Below are 15,051 nucleotides of genomic sequence, written 5' to 3'. Positions count from 1 at the left end.
CCGACAATGACGCCTGGATGACCACACCTGCCGGGGACCATGACATTCCTTGGTGGCGAGTCGTGAAGGCTGATGGCACGATGCTGGCCGCCGATCAGGACGACAACAGTCGCCGGTGGGTTGATTGGGCCAAGGCCGTGCTGGTCAGCGAGGGCGTGGCCTTCACCGGCGATGGACGTGTGGCCAGCCTCGCCACTACTCGCCGCCAGCCGAGGGGCAGTGATACGCGCAGGTCCCAGGCGAAGCCTTACCGCGAGCCCAGGCCGTGCTGGAGGCACGAGACCATTCAGCACTCCTGCCGCGATTGCGCAGCGGGCCGCTAGGCCTACGCATGACGCGTCCGCGTCGTCTGCGGCGCGCGTCTACCGCCGCGAGTTGGCACAAATGCGACCGAGCTGACCTCACCAGATTGGCTTTCCCCTAACGGCAATGACGCTCGCCGACGCGACTGTCAGATGGCGGATAGCTAGGACACTGGGCTCACTGGGTCTCGGTGCTCGTGGGCGGTGCATCGGGTCATGGCAGCTTGGTCGCGCAGGAAATTGGCAGCATCCCGAACGGCTCGGATCCAGTCGAGCCCAGCCGTGGGTGGAGGGCCAGCGACGAGCAGCCGCGTTCGGCGTCCCTCAAAGCTGTGAGGGTCTCGACCATTGCGTTGTGTCGCTCCCAGCACGGCGGGATCGTGCGGACGTCAAGGGCGAAGCGCCTGACCAGCCCGGCGACCCAGATTCGGAGATCGGTCAACAGCGCTTCGAACTCGCTCTCGCTCAGTGACGGCACGTGAACCGGCCCGCCGCCCATCGGCGCAGGCGCGGGCGAGTGTGGCTGCGCGCTCGGAGGGCTCGCAGTCTCAATCATGCAGCCGCCTCTGGGACTCCGGTGGCCCCGCGACGGAGCTCGAGCTCGACAGCACCACGATTGGCGGTGAGTCGCTTCGCGTCCTTCCGCCGAGTCCACGGACGCAGGGTCAGCGCAATGGCCGGCGCCGCGCGCATCAGCAAGATCGCCGTCCCGAACGGGAGCGTGCGCAGTTGCGCGGGCTCAACGATCGGCACCTTGCTGGTTGACGTCGATGTTGAGCGGCGCCCGTCCGCGCCGCGGCTGGTCGTCCTGGACGTCTTCTCGCGATGTCCGATGAGCCGTGACAGATCTTCGAGGTCTCGCGCGTTGGAGCCACCGCCGAGGATGATCTTGACGATTGCGGCGTCCCAGATCGCCTGGGCGGCGTGTTCGCTCCAAACGTGACGTGCTTGCGCCAGGGACTTCAGGACGACCATGGTCGAGATCCCGGTCCCGCCACCGTCGGACATGAGCGAAGGCAGGGAAGGGAGTGGGTAGTTCGCTGCCTCCTCCAGAACCAACGACAGGGGCGGGTCCAGCCGAGCGCCCGGTGATGCGGCCGCGCGTCGTCGAGCTGCTTCGACGATGTCCTCGATGAAGGCCGCGACGATGCCCGATGTCGCTGTCGCGCCCGTGGAAGTCCCCAGCAGATAGAGGGTGCCTTTGGCTGCCAGAAACGCATCGGGGTCGAAGTCTTCCCCGGGGGCAGGGGAGAGGGAATCCAACACGGTCGGGTCGCCCAGAGCGTTGAACGCGATGGTGACCATTGCCCACACCGAGTCCCGTTGACGAGGGTCGGCGTTGAGGATGCCGTCCAGCGCCTGATCCCATGCGTGCGTGAAAGCGGTCTCGAGAAACTGCCCGGAGGCGGCCATATAGCTGCCCGGTAGCGGCCACGAGAAGTGCCCGCTGGCGGTCACGGGATCTGCCCGACACGAAGTTCGTTGGCCTGACCACGTCCGGTGGTTGGGGCTCCTCCTCGGGTGCGCTGGCGGTTCTGAAGCGCCGACCGCCCCCAGGAGGGACACCGTGAAGTCTGCCGAGGAGATCATGAACATGTTGGAAGCTTTCGGCCTGACCGGGTCGTTGCGTGACGCCGGGGAGTTGTCCGGGGTCTCGCACCACACCGTCGCCAGGTACGTCGCCGCCCGCGAAGCGGGCACCCTGTCCGAGCGTCCCGCCGCCCGAGCTCGGCTGATCGATGAGTTCCTGCCGAAGGTCGAGGAGTGGATCGAACGCTCGAAGGGGAAGCTGCGCGCGGACCGTGCCCACGATAAGTTGCTCGCCCGTTCCTGCTGCCCGGCCCGTATGCCGTTGGCCCACCCAGTCGACGCAAAGTTGCGTCCCAGCGCCCCCAGCCACCGCAAATCCCGCACTCCGGGGGTCTCCCTTCGGTAACAAAGCCTGTGACGGCACGGGTCAGCGGCGAGTCCGCGCACTAGGGTGCGATGAGCGTTCAGTGCGGAGCGCCTCCGTCGCGACGGCTGCACCGTCGGCTCGGTTCCCCCGCATCGAAGGCCTTGAAACACGTCCGCCACGGCAACCGCCGCCCGGGCGGCATACGACCGAAGAGGTAGCCCATGAAACTTTCGCGGAAGACGGCCACGCCCGTCGTCCTCGCCAGTGTCGTCGCGCTCGGACTGGCTGGCTGTGCCAAGTCTGACCGGGAGACCGGCAGCACCGGCACGAGCGGTTCGACTGGCTCGAGCGCCACCTCCGGGGGCGGGGGCGGTGCGGCCAACGACACCTTCACCTTCGGCGCCGCCGGCGCGCCCGAGGTCTTCGACCCCTTCTACGCCAGCGACGGTGAGACCTTCCGGGTGACCCGGCAGATGATGCAGGGTCTGCTCGGCATCAAGGACGGCACCGCCGACCCCGAGCCCGAGCTTGCCGAGAGCTGGGAGCCCTCGGCCGACGGACTCTCCTGGACCTTCAAGCTGCGCCAGGGCGTGAAGTTCACCGACGGCGAGACGTTCAATGCCGAGGCCGTCTGCTACAACTTCGAGCGCATGTTCACCCAGAACGAGGTCGCGGCCGCCGGCCCGGCCGAGTACTGGGCCTACACCATGGGCGGCTTCAAGGGCGGCAAGGACGACTCGCTCTACAAGTCCTGCGAGGTCAAGGACGACGCCACCGTCGTGCTCAACCTGACCCGTGTGACCTCCGACTTCCCCGTCCTGCTGACCCTGGACTCCTTCTCCATGCAGAGCCCCAAGGCACTCAAGGACGGCGACGCCAACAATGTGGCCAAGGAAGGCGAAGGCTTCAAGTACCCCGCCTACGCGATGGCCCCTGTCGGCACCGGCCCCTACAAGCTGGACAAGTACGACCAGGCCAACAAGACCATCACCCTGGTCCGCAATGACGACTATTGGGGCGACAAGGCCAAGACCGCCAAGCTGATCTTCAAGATCATCCCCGACGAGTCGACCCGTCGCCAGGAGCTCGAGGCCGGCTCGATCAATGCCTACGACCTGCCGAACCCGGTGGACTGGAAGGCGCTGGAGGACGGGGGCAACCAGGTGCTCGTGCGCCCGGCCTTCAACATCCTCTACATGGGCCTCAACCCCGACAAGAACCCCAAGTTGAAGGACCTGCGCGTCCGCAAGGCGATCTACATGGCGCTCAACCGTGAGCAGATGGTTCAGAGCCAGCTGCCCGAAGGCGCCACCGTCGCAACGCAGTTCATGCCTGACACGGTTGCCGGCTACAACAAGGACCTGCAGCCGGTCAAGTACGACCCCGAGGGTGCCAAGGCCCTGTTGAAGGAAGCCGGCGCCGAGGGGATGACTCTGCAGTTCGCCTATCCCTCCGAGGTCAGCCGGCCGTATATGCCGGACCCGCAGAAGATCCACGAGGCCCTGGCCGCCAACCTCGCCGACATCGGCATCAAGGTCGAGGCCGTCACCAAGCCGTGGAACGGCGGCTACCTCGACGGGGTCGACAACGGGCAGTTCGACGCGTGGCTCCTGGGCTGGACCGGTGACTACAACTCGGCGAACAACTTCATCGGGACCTTCTTCTCCTCCGACACCAACGACTTCCACACCTACGCCAACGACTGGGGTAAGACCCTGACGAGCGAGCTGCGGAAGGCGGACGGCGTCGTCGACGAGGCGGAGCGCACCACGACCTACGAAGCGCTGAACAAGAAGATCATGGAGGAGTACCTCCCCGGTCTGCCGATCAGCCACAGCCCGCCGGCCCTCGTCGTCGGCAAGGGCGTCTCCGGTGTCACGGCCAGCCCGTTGACCGCGGAGATGTTTGACCAGGTCGTCGTCACCAAGAGCTGACGCTGAAGGGCACTGACCCGCAACACGAACGCCGCCCCAGCACCCCAGCGGTGCTGGGGCGGCTAACGTTTCGCCCACGAGAAGAAGGGAGGGTGAGAAGGTGTTGCGCTTCATCATCCGTCGCCTGGGCCAAATGGTCGGCGTCGTTTTCGTCTTGTCGCTCCTCCTCTTCCTATGGCTGCGTTCGCTGCCCGGTGGCACCGTGTCGGCGATTCTGGGTGACCGTGCCACGCCCGAGTCTCGTGCTCGCCTGGAGGCAGCACTCGGCCTTAATGATCCGCTCTATGTGCAGTACTGGCGCTTCCTCAAACGCGCGGCGACAGGCAACTTCGGCGCCTCCAACGGCGTCCAGCCCGGCAAGGACGCCCTCGGCGTCTTCCTGACTCGCTTCCCGGCCACCGTCGAACTGTCGACCTTCGCGATCATCGTCGCGGTGGCTGCCGGCATCCCGCTCGGCTACCTCGCCGCCCGCCGGCGCGCGAGCCTGTTCGACAACGCCAGCGTCATCGTCTCGCTGATCGGTGTCGCGGTCCCGGTCTTCTTCCTCGCCTTCCTCCTGAAGTACTTCTTCGCCGTCAAACTCGGCTGGCTCCCGGTCTCCGGCCGCCAGAGTGCCGGACTGGACGCGACCCGCGTCACCGGCTTCTTCGTCCTGGACGGCCTCATCACCCGCGAGTGGGACGCGGCCTGGGACGCCTTCAAACATCTGATCCTGCCCGGCCTGGCGCTGGCGACCATCCCCTTCGCGGTGATCTTCCGTATCGCCCGAGCCTCGGTCCTCGAAGTGCTCGACGAGGACTTCGTGCGCACGGCCGAGTCCAAGGGCCTGACCAACCGCGTCATCCGCGGCCGCCACGTCCTGCGCAATGCCATGCTTCCGGTCGTCACGACGGTCGGCTTGCAGGTCGGCGGCCTGCTCGCCGGGGCGATCCTGACCGAGACGGTCTTCTCCTTCGGCGGCATCGGCGAGGCGCTCGCGATCAGTTTCGAGAAGAAGGACTACGCGGTGCTCCAAGTCCTGATCCTCGCCTCGGCGGCGATCTTCGTCCTGGTCAACCTTCTGGTCGACATCCTCTACGCCGTCATCGACCCCCGCGTCCGGACGAGGTGAGCCGTATGCCCGAGAAGGACACCACGCAGCGACCGCAGACAGGCCCTGCCGACGACGCCGTGGCCCGCACGTCCCGGCACGCCTTCGGTGCCCGGCGCAAGGAACGGATCGACGACCTTGCCGCCACGGCAGGGCGCGTCGACGAGGCCGGGGCCGTGGACGAGGGACCCGGTGTCTCGCTGATCGCCAGTGCCTGGCGCCGGCTACGCCGCGACCGGGTGTTCCTGGTCGGCCTCGCCATCACCATCGTCTTCGTCCTGGTCGCGGTCTTCGCCCAATGGCTGGCCCCGCACGACCCGATCAAGGCCTACCTGATCGACAAGGTCCGCCGGCAGTCCAACCCGGTGCCCGGCCCGGAGCCCGGCTTCCCGCTCGGCGCCGACGACCGCGGCCGCGACCTGCTCTCGCGGTTGATCGTCGGCAGCCAGCAGACGCTGATCGTCGCCGTCTTCGTCACCATCATCTCGGTCATCGGGGGACTGGTGCTCGGCACGCTCGCCGGTGCCGTCGGCGGCTGGGTCGACTCGACCGTCATGCGCGCGGTCGACGTCATGCTCTCGATGCCCTCGTTGCTGCTGGCCTTCTCGATCGCGGTGTTGGCGAGCAAGCCGAGTCAGTGGACGGTCATCATCGCCATCGCGGTGACCTATATTCCCGTCTTCGCCCGGCTCTTGCGCGGGACCATGCTCGCCCAACGCCACAGCGACCACGTCCTCGCCGCTCGCGCGCTCGGCGTCAAGCGGGGCGCCATCGTCTTCCGGCATATGCTGCCCAATGCGCTCGGGCCGGTCATCGTCCAGGCCACACTGGTGCTCGCCACGGCGGTCATCGACGCGGCCGCCTTGTCCTTCCTCGGGATGGGCAATCCCGACCAGCGCCAGCCTGAATGGGGACAGATGCTCGGGGTCGCGCAGGAATACCTCAGCTCCTACCCCCACCTCGCGTTCTACCCAGCGGCCTGCATCATCATCGTCGCCTTCGGCTTCACGCTGATGGGTGAGTCGCTGCGCGAGGCCCTCGACCCCAAGACGCGGCGGTGACGAAGTGGCCACGTTGACCATGGCAAGCGCCTCGACGCCGACGCCGGGGGCGCAGGAGCCCCTGCTCGACGTCCGGGACCTTTCGGTCGTCTTCTCACGGCAGGGCGAGAAGCCCTTCACCGCGGTCGACGGCGTCAGCTTCTCGGTCCGCCCCGGTCAGACCGTCGGCCTGGTCGGCGAGTCGGGCAGCGGCAAGTCGGTCACCTCGCTGGCGATCATGGGACTGCTGCCCGAGCGCGGCAACCGCGTCTCCGGCAACGCCGTCTTCGCCGGCACTGACCTGCTCGCCCTCCCCAAGGGCGCCATGCGCGAGCGGCGGGGCCGCGACCTCGGCATGATCTTCCAGGACCCCCTCTCCTCGCTGAACCCGGTCGTCCCGATCGGCATCCAGGTCACCGAGGTCCTCGAACGCCACAAGGGGATGTCGCGCAAGGCGGCCATGCCGCACGCCCGGGAAATGCTGGAGAAGGTCGGCATCCCCGACCCCACCCGGCGCCTGAAGGAATACCCGCACCAGCTCTCCGGCGGCATGCGCCAGCGCGCACTGATCGCGATGGCGCTCGCCTGCGAACCCCGCCTGCTCATCGCTGACGAGCCCACCACCGCCCTCGACGTCACCATCCAGGCGCAGATCCTCCAGCTGCTCAAGGAGCTCGTCCGCGACAGCGGCACCGCGCTGATCATGATCACCCACGACCTCGGCGTGGTCGCCGGCCTGTGTGACGAGGTCAACGTGATGTATGGCGGCCGGATCGTCGAGCGCGGCCCGCGCCACGAACTCTTCGCCGCTCCGCGGCATCCCTACACCCACGGGCTGCTCGGCTCCATCCCGCGACTGGACGGCGCCCGGGGCGAGCCGCTGCACCCCATACCGGGATCGGTGACCGACAACCTGCCGTGGGCGCACGGGTGCGCCTTCGCCCCCCGGTGCAGCCAGCCGCTGCCGGTGTGCCGGGAGCAGACCCCCGAGTTCGAGGACGACGGCCGCACGGCGCTGCGCTGCCACAACCCCGTGGAGGTGCCCCGTGGCCACTGAAACCGAGTCCCGTCCGGCCGGCTCGCCCGCCGATGGCGATGACGTCTTGCTGCGCGTCGAGGGCGTCAAGGTGCACTTCCCGATCAAGCGGGGCGTGATCTTCGACAAGACCGTCGGCTATGTGTATGCCGTGGACGGCGTCGATCTGGCCATCCGCCGCGGCGAGACCTATGGCTTGGTGGGGGAGTCCGGCTGCGGCAAGTCCACCCTGGGCCGGGCGATTCTCAAGCTGGAACCCCCGACCGCAGGAAGCGTGCATTTCGACGGCGTCGACGTCGCCTCACTGCAAGGCGAGGAGTTGCGCCGCAAGCGCCGCGAGATGCAGATGGTCTTCCAGGACCCGCTCTCCAGCCTCGACCCGCGACAGTCTGTGGAGTCCCTCCTGCTGGAGGGCATGAAGGCGCACGGTCTGGCCAAGGACCAGGCGGCAGCGACCCGGCGCTTGCGTGAACTGCTCACGGCCGTCGGCCTGCCGGCCAAGTCGCTGAGCAAATACCCCCACGAGTTCTCCGGCGGGCAGCGCCAGCGCATCGGCATCGCCCGGGCATTGTCCGTGGACCCCAAGTTGATCGTCGCCGACGAGCCGGTCTCGGCTCTCGATGTCTCGGTGCAAGCCCAGGTCATCAACCTGCTCGAGGAGTTGCAGGACACCTTCGGCCTGACCTATCTCGTCGTCGCCCACGACCTGGCCGTGGTCAAGCACATCAGCGACCGGGTCGGCGTGATGTATCTCGGTGCCCTGGTCGAGGAGGCCGGTGCCGATGACCTGTATGCCGCACCCCTGCACCCCTACACGCGCGCCTTGATGTCGGCCGTCCCGGTCCCCGACCCGGTGATCGAGGATCGCCGCGAACGCATCCTGCTGACCGGTGACCTGCCCAGCCCGGCCAACCCGCCCAGCGGGTGCCGCTTCCATACGCGCTGTCCGTGGCGTCAGCCCACCCGGTGCGACACCGATCGACCCGAGTTGCGCACGGTGCAAATCGAGGGCATTCCGGCCACGCACCGAGTGGCCTGTCACTATGTCGAGGACATCGCTTCCGGCGCGATCGCGGCGCACCGGGTCAGCGCGGAGGCCGTCGATCCCACGCTGGTCCAATCCGATCCGAGCCTGGACGGCTCACTGATCGGTCCGTCGTCGATCGGTGAGGCCACCAGCGCCGACCCGCTGTAGCGTGGGCAGCGTGTCCCGACTGCTGACCGACGACGAGATCACGCGCCAACTGCTCGACCTGCCCGGCTGGGCCCGCTCCGGCGGCGAGATCCGCTGCGCGTATGCCGCACCCACCTTCCCCGCAGCCATCGCCCTGGTCGACGAAGTCGCGCTCGAGGCTGAGGACATGAATCACCACCCCGACATCGACATCCGCTGGCGCACGACGACGTGGGTGCTGAGCACGCACGACGCGGGCGGCCTGACTCAACTCGACATCGAACTCGCCCACCGGATCGCGTTGCACGCCGACGCGCTCGGCGCGCAGCCTGCCGATCAGGCATGAGCGATGCGGATCCCACGCTCCTCGCCGCGGCCGCCGCCGAGACGGGGGGTGGCCACCACGAGCCGCACGACGCCGGCGCGATGGGCCGGCTGAACTGGCTGCGTGCCGGGGTCCTCGGCGCCAATGACGGCATCGTCTCGACGGCGGGCCTGGTTATCGGCGTGGCCGCCGCCACCAACAACCGGGCGGCGATCTTCACCGCCGGCCTCGCGGGTCTGGCCGCGGGCGCCATGAGCATGGCCGTCGGTGAATACGTCTCGGTGAGCACCCAACGCGACTCCGAGCGGGCGATGGTCGCCAAGGAGCGCCTCGAACTGGCCCAACTGCCCCACACCGAGTTGCTCGAGTTGGCCGAGATCTACGAGGGCAAGGGCCTGCCGCCGTCGTTGGCTCTCGATGTCGCCAAGGCGCTCACGGAACACGATGCCCTGGCCGCGCACGCCGAGGCCGAGTTGGGCATCGACCCCGACGACTTGACCAATCCCTGGCACGCCGCCATCGCCTCGATGATCTCCTTCACCATGGGCGCACTCCTGCCGTTGCTGGCCATCCTCAACCCGGCCACGGGTTGGCGCATCCCGGGGACCGTGGTCGTGGTGCTGGTCGCCCTCGCCCTCACCGGCTATATCAGCGCCCGCCTCGGGGGCGCGGCCATCGGCCGCGCGGTGCTGCGTGTGGTTCTCGGCGGCATCCTGGCGATGGCCGTGACCTATGGCATCGGCCGGCTCTTCGGGACCGCCGTCTCCTGACGCAACCAGCGGGTGATCCGGCGTGGGCCCGGTCCCCGGGTGAGCATCTCCATGGTCACCAGTTCGCCCGCCGGCCCGGTCAGCGGCAGCTTCCAATTCGGGTATTCCGTGTCGGTGCCCGGCTGGTTGATCGCCCGGCGGTCGCCGACCAGGTCGGTGACGCTCACCCCGAGCAGCTTCGCCGGGGTCCGGGCCAGATAGCGGTGCAGCGATTCGACGAACGGCGCGACATCGGCCGAGTCGTGCGGGAGGTCGCGGGCGGCCAGGGCGTCGGCGACCTTGCCGATCGCCTCCAACTCGTGCTCGCGCTCGACCTCGACCGGCCGAGTGAGTAGCCCGAGTTCCTCTCGGATCGCGACGTGCTCCAGCCCGAGATAGCCGGCGGTCGGCGGGAGATCGTGGGTGGTCACGCTGGCCAGGCACAGCTCGCGGTAGTGCTCCGGCGGCAAGGGCCGGCCGTCGGCCCACTCGAACCACAGGATCGACGTGCCGAGGATGCCGCGCTCGAACATGAAGTCGCGCGCGAAGGGCTGCACGACGCCGAGGTCCTCGCCGACGACGACAGCGCCGGCACGGTGGGCCTCCAGGCACAGGATGCCGATGAGCGCCTCGTGGTCGTAGTGGACGTAGGTGCCGTCCTTCGCTGTCATACCGTCCGGCACCCACCACAGCCGGAAGAGGCCGATGATGTGGTCGACGCGGATGCCTCCCGCATCGCGGAGCACCGTGCGCAACATGTCGCGATAGGGCGCATAGCCCAGTTCGGCGAGCCGGTCGGGCCGCCAGGGCGGCTGTGACCAATTCTGGCCCATCTGGTTGAACTGATCCGGGGGCGCGCCGACGCTGATGCCCTGGGCGAGCGCGTCGGTCAGGCACCACGTGTCGGCCCCGTCGGGGTGGACGCCCACCGCCAGGTCGTGGACGACACCGAGCGCCATGCCGGCCTCTTTGGCCAGGTGCTGCGTGCTGGCGAGTTGCTCGGTCAGGATCCACTGCAACCAGCAGTAGAAGTCGACATCGGCGCGGTGCTCGTCACGGAACGCGGCGACCGCTTCGCTCGCGGAATCCTGCAGATCGAGCGGCCAGTGACGCCAGGGCTGTCCGTGCACATCGGCCAGGGCGCACCAGGTCGCGAAGTCGACGAGTCCCTGGCCTTCGCGCTCGCAGAAGCCGTCGAAGGCGCGCTGGCGCCGGGCGCTGAGGCCACTGGCGTGGACGATCCGCAGCGCCGCGCTCTTGGCCGACCAGGCCGCGTCCCTGTCGATGACGTCGGCGGTGTTGAGCTTGCGGGCGCGCTTGGCGAGCTTTGCCACCGCCGAACGCCGCGACGAGCGCAGATAGCCGACCTCCGGGATGTCCTCGACCCGGATGTAGACCGGGTTGACGAAGCGCCGCGTCGTCGGCAGATAGGGCGAGGCCTCCATGGGTGCCGTCGCCTGCGCGGCATGCAGGGGATTGACCAGGACGAAGTCGGCGCCAAGATCGGCCGCCCCCCACGTCGCGAGGTCGGCGAGGTCCGCGAGATCGCCGATGCCATACGAGTTGGCCGATCGCAGTTGATAGACCTGCGTCATCAACCCGAACATCCGCCGGTGCGCCAGCCCCGCGGGTAGATCTAGTCGTCCCGGAGTGACGATGAGCGCGGCGGTCGCTGACGGCTCGCTCGCCTCGCCGACGAAGGCGTGCAGGCGGTGCCAGCCCAGCGGCAGGTCGCCGGGCACCTCGAAGGTCGCCTCCCCGGTCAGCACCTCGTCGACCATGCGCGGCTCGACCCAGTTCTCGACCTGGCGGACCGCGACGAGCCCACCCTCCTCGAGTTCGACGACCAGGCCGACGGCCGTGCCGTGCGGAACGTGAACGGCCACGTGCGGCCGCCAGCCCGCGCGGAGCACGACGGTCGCCGGCAACGTCCGGCGCCAGTGGCGCAGCCACAGATGGCGATGCGCGTCCACCAACTCGGCGGGTGTCGAAGTCGGGACGCCCAGGGCGTCCAGGACCTGCCCGATGGTCTCGGCGCTGACCGTCGTATGCCGTCCCTGCCAGTCCCAGAACTCGGTCGCCACACCATAGGCCTGGGCCAGCGCGGTCAACTCGGGGGAGGGGGCGGCGCACATCGAGCGGTCTCCTTGTGAATCGGGAACGGCGGGCCGGCCTGGAGCGCCGGACTATACGCGGCAAGTCTGTCATGTCGGACCTCGGGGAATACCGCCCGGCTCGTCCGCGCTGAACTCCACCAGACTCTCGCATCCTGCTCCGGAGGCCCCGTGCTCGTCCTATTGACCCCCTCCCCCGTCGAAGCGGGGCTAGGCTGGTCGGCAATGACTGCCACCCCACCCACCCCGCCGACCGACGTGTCACCCGAGCCGGAGGTGGATCTCGCGACCGAAACCGCGCAGGAGCGCCGCGCGCGTTTCGAGGCTCTGGCGATGCCGCTGATCGACCAGCTCTATTCCGCCGCCCTGCGCACCACCCGCAACCCTGCCGACGCCGAGGACCTGGTCCAGGAGACTTACGCCAAGGCGTATGCCGCGTTCCACCAGTTCAAACCGGGCACCAACCTCAAGGCCTGGATGTACCGCATCCTGACCAATACCTACATCAACACCTACCGCAAGAAGCAGCGCGAACCGCTGCAGTCCGACGCGGCCGAGGTCGAGGACTACCAGCTCGCACGCGCCGAGTCGCACACGTCGCGCGGCCTGCGCAGCGCGGAGGTCGAGGCGCTGGACCACCTGCCCGACTCCGAGGTCAAGCGGGCGTTGCAGGAGTTGCCGGAGGAGTTCCGTCTGGCGGTCTATTTCGCCGACGTCGAGGGCTTCGCCTACAAGGAGATCGCCGAGATCATGGGCACCCCGATCGGGACCGTGATGTCGCGCCTACACCGCGGTCGTCGCCTCCTGCGCGAGCTGCTGGCCGACTATGCCGCCGAGCGCGGCTTCGCTGCCGCCCGCACCGGAGCGGAGGAGTCGTGAGCCACCACCTCGACGAGGCCGACTGCTCCGAGGCCCTACACCGCGTCTTCGAATATCTCGACGGTGAAATGGGCTCCGACGACAGCGCCAAGATCGCCGCCCACCTGGCGCATTGTGCCGCTTGCCTGCAGCAATACGACCTCGACACAATGGTCAAGGCCCTGGTCAAGCGGTCCTGCCCACCAGAGTCGGCACCGACCCACCTGCGCGCGATGATCGTCCAGCGGATCACCACGATCGAGGTTCGCTACTCCGACTGAGCCGGCCACGCCGGCATCCGCCCACCGAGCCGGCCAATCCCGCATACGGCCACCATGACAAAACGCCGCCGCCCCGTCCCGGGGTGGCGGCGTTGGTGATGCGACGCTCAGGCGTTCGGCTTGCGGCCGTGGTTGGCGCCCTTCTTCTTGCGGTCGCGGCGCTTGCGGGCACGCTTGCTCATGGTCCTTCTCCATACCGGTCGGGGGTGTCCGTGGGTCGCCGACTTAGCGTCCCGATACCGGCCATTCTCCCATAGTTCGCCCAGACGCCGTTCGCTCGGCCACCCGTGCGCCTGATCTCGGTATGCCGCGTCGCACCCGTGCGTACCGGTCCCGCGCCCGCTCGGTAGGAAAGGCATTTCGCTGCGTGTCGCCCTGGTGGGAATATTTGGTCAATCGCACCACATCAGCCCGCGATCACGCCCTGATCGCCGACCTCCTCGGAGCCACAGAATGTCGCCTCGTCGTTTCCTCGCCGGCGCCGTGTTGGCCGCTTCGGCCGTCGTTCTTCCCGCCGGTGTCGCGGCGGCTGACCCGCCCCCGCCCCCGTCACAGGCGGCCACCCCGGCACCGTGCACGGGAGTCCCCCCGCAGGCCGGTAACGGCAGGTGTGTCCGTCCGGATATCTGGGAATGGACGGTCGAGGGCCAGTAGGCTCCCATGGCGTGACCTCCCCGGCGCCCCGGGCCAGCGACGCCTATACGCGTGAGGAGCGCCGCGAGCGCGAGTTCGCCTTGCGCACCGATGCGGTCGTTCTGGCAACGTCGCTGGCCGCCCTGGTGGCCTTCGGCGCGTCGTGGTTCGTGCTCGACGGGGTGGGTCGGTGGAGCGATGCCCTGGTGCTCGCCCTGGTTGCCGGCATCAGCAATCTGGCGCGGCGCGACTCCCGGCGCGGGCGCGGACTCTCGCTGACCGGAGCGATCATGCTGGCCGCGATCCCCCTCGGCGCAGGTCTGGGTATCCCTCTCATCGCGATCGTCGGCGCTGCCGCGAACTGGCGCTCCGTCGGCGCCCAGCGCATCGTCTTCAACGCCGCGACCGGCTGCCTTGCGGGCGTCCTGGCCGCCATGGTCTATGTGATCCTCGGCGCCCCCGTGGTCCCGGCAGCCGCCCTGGGCGAGACCCGAGGCCTGATCCAGATGGGACTGGGGCTCGTGGTGGGCATCATCGTGCAGGCGCTCACCACAGCCACCTTGGTGGCGGGGGTGCTCTGGGCCAGCCGCGGGATCTCGATGCGCACAACCATGCGGGGGCTTTTTCGAGAGTCCGGCCTGGACTATCTCGCCACCATCGGCTTGGCCTTCCTCATCGTGGTGACGTGGGTGCCCGTCGGGGCCGGCGCCGTGAGCGTGGTCCTGCTGGCGCCCATATTTGTCGTCAGTCGATTCGCTGTCGCGCAGTGGAGCAATGAGTGGACCGCCCAGGTACGTGCCGTCAGTGCCTTCACCACCGCCATGGACGAGCGCCATCCCGGTGCGGCGGTCCACGCCGCTGATGTTGCGCGCATCTGCGAATGGATCGCCGATGAGCTGGCGATGAGTTCGGTAGATGCGCAGGCGCTCGGCCTAGCCGGAGCGCTGCACGGCATCGACGCGCTCGCGCTGCCCAACGGAAGTGGCCGCCGCTCGGCGATCTCCGCACTCGACTCCGTGGACGTGCTGGCCCCGGCGCTGCCCATCCTGCAGCGCTACCGCGACCCCGACGACGGCGTCGGCCGGCCGCTCCGGCCCGCCCGGGTGCTAGCCGTCGCCGATGCGTATGCACGGGTGCGCGCTCGTGACGTGCCCGCCGGTGCGCGCGAGCCGCACCTGCTCGCCTACGGGCGGCTGCTGGAGCAGCAGGACGACCGCTTCGATCCTTCGGTCATCGCGGCCCTGGGCCGGGTCCTCGAACGCGTCGACCCCCTCGATCGCGGGATCGCTCGGTCCGCCGAGACCGTGGCCGGCGACCCCGGGACGTCCGGATGAGCGTGCCGTTGCGCAGCGGCGCGACGGTGGTGCCGGCGTTGGCCGCCGGGATCGTCATCGCCGCCGTCGTGGGGTGGATCCAGTCGGGTCAGGCCGTGGATCGACGTGCCCTGCCCTTCGTCGCGCTCGCCTTGGTCGTGATCGCCGCGGGCGAACTGGTCCGCCTTGACCTCGGCGATCGGCTCCTGGCGCCGGTGAGCACGGCGACGGCGGTCGGGCTGGTGTTGGCGCCGCTTGGGCGTGACGGTGGCGGGCTGCCGCTGGCGCAAGCCGTCCTGGCGGTC

Annotated in this window: 14 protein-coding genes and 1 pseudogene; 13 read left to right on the top strand and 2 right to left on the bottom strand. The window is 68.8% G+C overall.

From position 1 onward, the window contains the following. Positions 1–323: pseudogene (locus PKH97_RS06490) on the top strand (hypothetical protein); the annotation flags it as partial. Positions 324–854: 531 nt separating this feature from the next. On the opposite strand, the gene PKH97_RS06485 reads toward PKH97_RS06490, so the two are convergent. Beyond that, positions 855–1,760 carry a TraM recognition domain-containing protein gene (locus tag PKH97_RS06485; protein WP_324386589.1) on the bottom strand — a complete coding sequence of 302 codons (906 nt, stop codon included), beginning with the start codon at positions 1,758–1,760 and terminating at the stop codon, positions 855–857. 109 nt (positions 1,761–1,869) lie between these two features. Between PKH97_RS06485 and PKH97_RS06480 the strand changes: the two genes are divergently transcribed. The 8 genes from PKH97_RS06480 to PKH97_RS06445 all read left to right on the top strand — a co-directional run bounded on the left by PKH97_RS06480 (position 1,870) and on the right by PKH97_RS06445 (position 9,568). After that, positions 1,870–2,238, top strand: coding sequence for a hypothetical protein (locus PKH97_RS06480; protein WP_324386588.1), 369 nt, complete (start codon positions 1,870–1,872; stop codon positions 2,236–2,238). A gap of 182 nt (positions 2,239–2,420) precedes the next feature. Beyond that, positions 2,421–4,133, top strand: a complete 1,713-nt coding sequence (locus PKH97_RS06475; protein WP_324386587.1) for an ABC transporter substrate-binding protein — start codon at positions 2,421–2,423, stop codon at positions 4,131–4,133. A 100-nt stretch (positions 4,134–4,233) separates the two neighbouring features. Then, complete coding sequence (locus tag PKH97_RS06470) at positions 4,234–5,244, top strand: ABC transporter permease (protein WP_324386586.1); 1,011 nt, start codon at positions 4,234–4,236, stop codon at positions 5,242–5,244. A 5-nt stretch (positions 5,245–5,249) separates the two neighbouring features. Further along, positions 5,250–6,284 carry an ABC transporter permease gene (locus PKH97_RS06465; RefSeq protein ID WP_324386585.1) on the top strand — a complete coding sequence of 345 codons (1,035 nt, stop codon included), beginning with the start codon at positions 5,250–5,252 and terminating at the stop codon, positions 6,282–6,284. A 19-nt stretch (positions 6,285–6,303) separates the two neighbouring features. Next, entirely contained in the window at positions 6,304–7,320 is a 1,017-nt protein-coding gene (locus PKH97_RS06460) for an ABC transporter ATP-binding protein (protein ID WP_324386591.1), read from the top strand. Beyond that, a complete protein-coding gene (locus tag PKH97_RS06455) occupies positions 7,310–8,494 on the top strand; it encodes an ABC transporter ATP-binding protein (protein WP_324386584.1) in 1,185 nt (394 codons plus the stop codon). The genes PKH97_RS06460 and PKH97_RS06455 overlap by 11 nt, the downstream gene beginning before the upstream one ends. A 10-nt stretch (positions 8,495–8,504) precedes the next feature. Continuing rightward, positions 8,505–8,819, top strand: a complete 315-nt coding sequence (locus PKH97_RS06450; protein WP_324386583.1) for a 4a-hydroxytetrahydrobiopterin dehydratase — start codon at positions 8,505–8,507, stop codon at positions 8,817–8,819. Between the two features lie 80 nt (positions 8,820–8,899). After that, a complete protein-coding gene (locus PKH97_RS06445; protein ID WP_324386590.1) occupies positions 8,900–9,568 on the top strand; it encodes a VIT family protein in 669 nt (222 codons plus the stop codon). Here the strand turns inward: PKH97_RS06445 and malQ are convergent. Beyond that, complete coding sequence (gene malQ / locus PKH97_RS06440; RefSeq protein WP_324386582.1) at positions 9,529–11,682, bottom strand: 4-alpha-glucanotransferase; 2,154 nt, start codon at positions 11,680–11,682, stop codon at positions 9,529–9,531. The two genes, PKH97_RS06445 and malQ, sit on opposite strands and share 40 nt — an antisense overlap. Positions 11,683–11,886: 204 nt before the next feature. On the opposite strand from malQ, the gene PKH97_RS06435 reads away from it, so the two are divergent. The 4 genes from PKH97_RS06435 to PKH97_RS06420 all read left to right on the top strand — a co-directional run. Next, complete coding sequence (locus tag PKH97_RS06435; protein WP_324386581.1) at positions 11,887–12,540, top strand: sigma-70 family RNA polymerase sigma factor; 654 nt, start codon at positions 11,887–11,889, stop codon at positions 12,538–12,540. Then, positions 12,537–12,800, top strand: coding sequence for a mycothiol system anti-sigma-R factor (gene rsrA / locus PKH97_RS06430; RefSeq protein WP_324386580.1), 264 nt, complete (start codon positions 12,537–12,539; stop codon positions 12,798–12,800). Before PKH97_RS06435 ends, rsrA begins: the two co-directional genes overlap by 4 nt. 665 nt (positions 12,801–13,465) lie before the next feature. Then, positions 13,466–14,767: a hypothetical protein gene (locus PKH97_RS06425; protein ID WP_324386579.1), complete on the top strand. Its 1,302-nt coding sequence runs from the start codon at positions 13,466–13,468 to the stop codon at positions 14,765–14,767. Then, a partial coding sequence (locus PKH97_RS06420) for a hypothetical protein (RefSeq protein ID WP_324386578.1) occupies positions 14,764–15,051 on the top strand: 288 nt, incomplete at its 3' end. The genes PKH97_RS06425 and PKH97_RS06420, both read left to right, overlap by 4 nt.

Source organism: Nostocoides sp., from assembly GCF_035343835.1.
In the GTDB taxonomy this organism is placed as follows: Bacteria; Actinomycetota; Actinomycetes; order Actinomycetales; family Dermatophilaceae; genus Nostocoides_A; species Nostocoides_A vanveenii.
The sequence above is the reverse complement of the archived record's forward strand: the minus strand, read 5'-3'. Positions and strand labels throughout refer to the sequence as shown.

Bases quoted from the DNA above. Each gene is read 5' to 3' on its own strand.
- PKH97_RS06475 (WP_324386587.1), top strand. From the start codon at position 2,421: ATGAAACTTTCGCGGAAGACGGCCACGCCCGTCGTCCTCGCCAGTGTC.
- PKH97_RS06465 (WP_324386585.1), top strand. From the start codon at position 5,250: ATGCCCGAGAAGGACACCACGCAGCGACCGCAGACAGGCCCTGCCGAC.
- PKH97_RS06460 (WP_324386591.1), top strand. From the start codon at position 6,304: ATGGCAAGCGCCTCGACGCCGACGCCGGGGGCGCAGGAGCCCCTGCTC.
- PKH97_RS06445 (WP_324386590.1), top strand. From the start codon at position 8,900: ATGGGCCGGCTGAACTGGCTGCGTGCCGGGGTCCTCGGCGCCAATGAC.
- malQ (WP_324386582.1), bottom strand. From the start codon at position 11,682: ATGTGCGCCGCCCCCTCCCCCGAGTTGACCGCGCTGGCCCAGGCCTAT.
- PKH97_RS06435 (WP_324386581.1), top strand. From the start codon at position 11,887: ATGACTGCCACCCCACCCACCCCGCCGACCGACGTGTCACCCGAGCCG.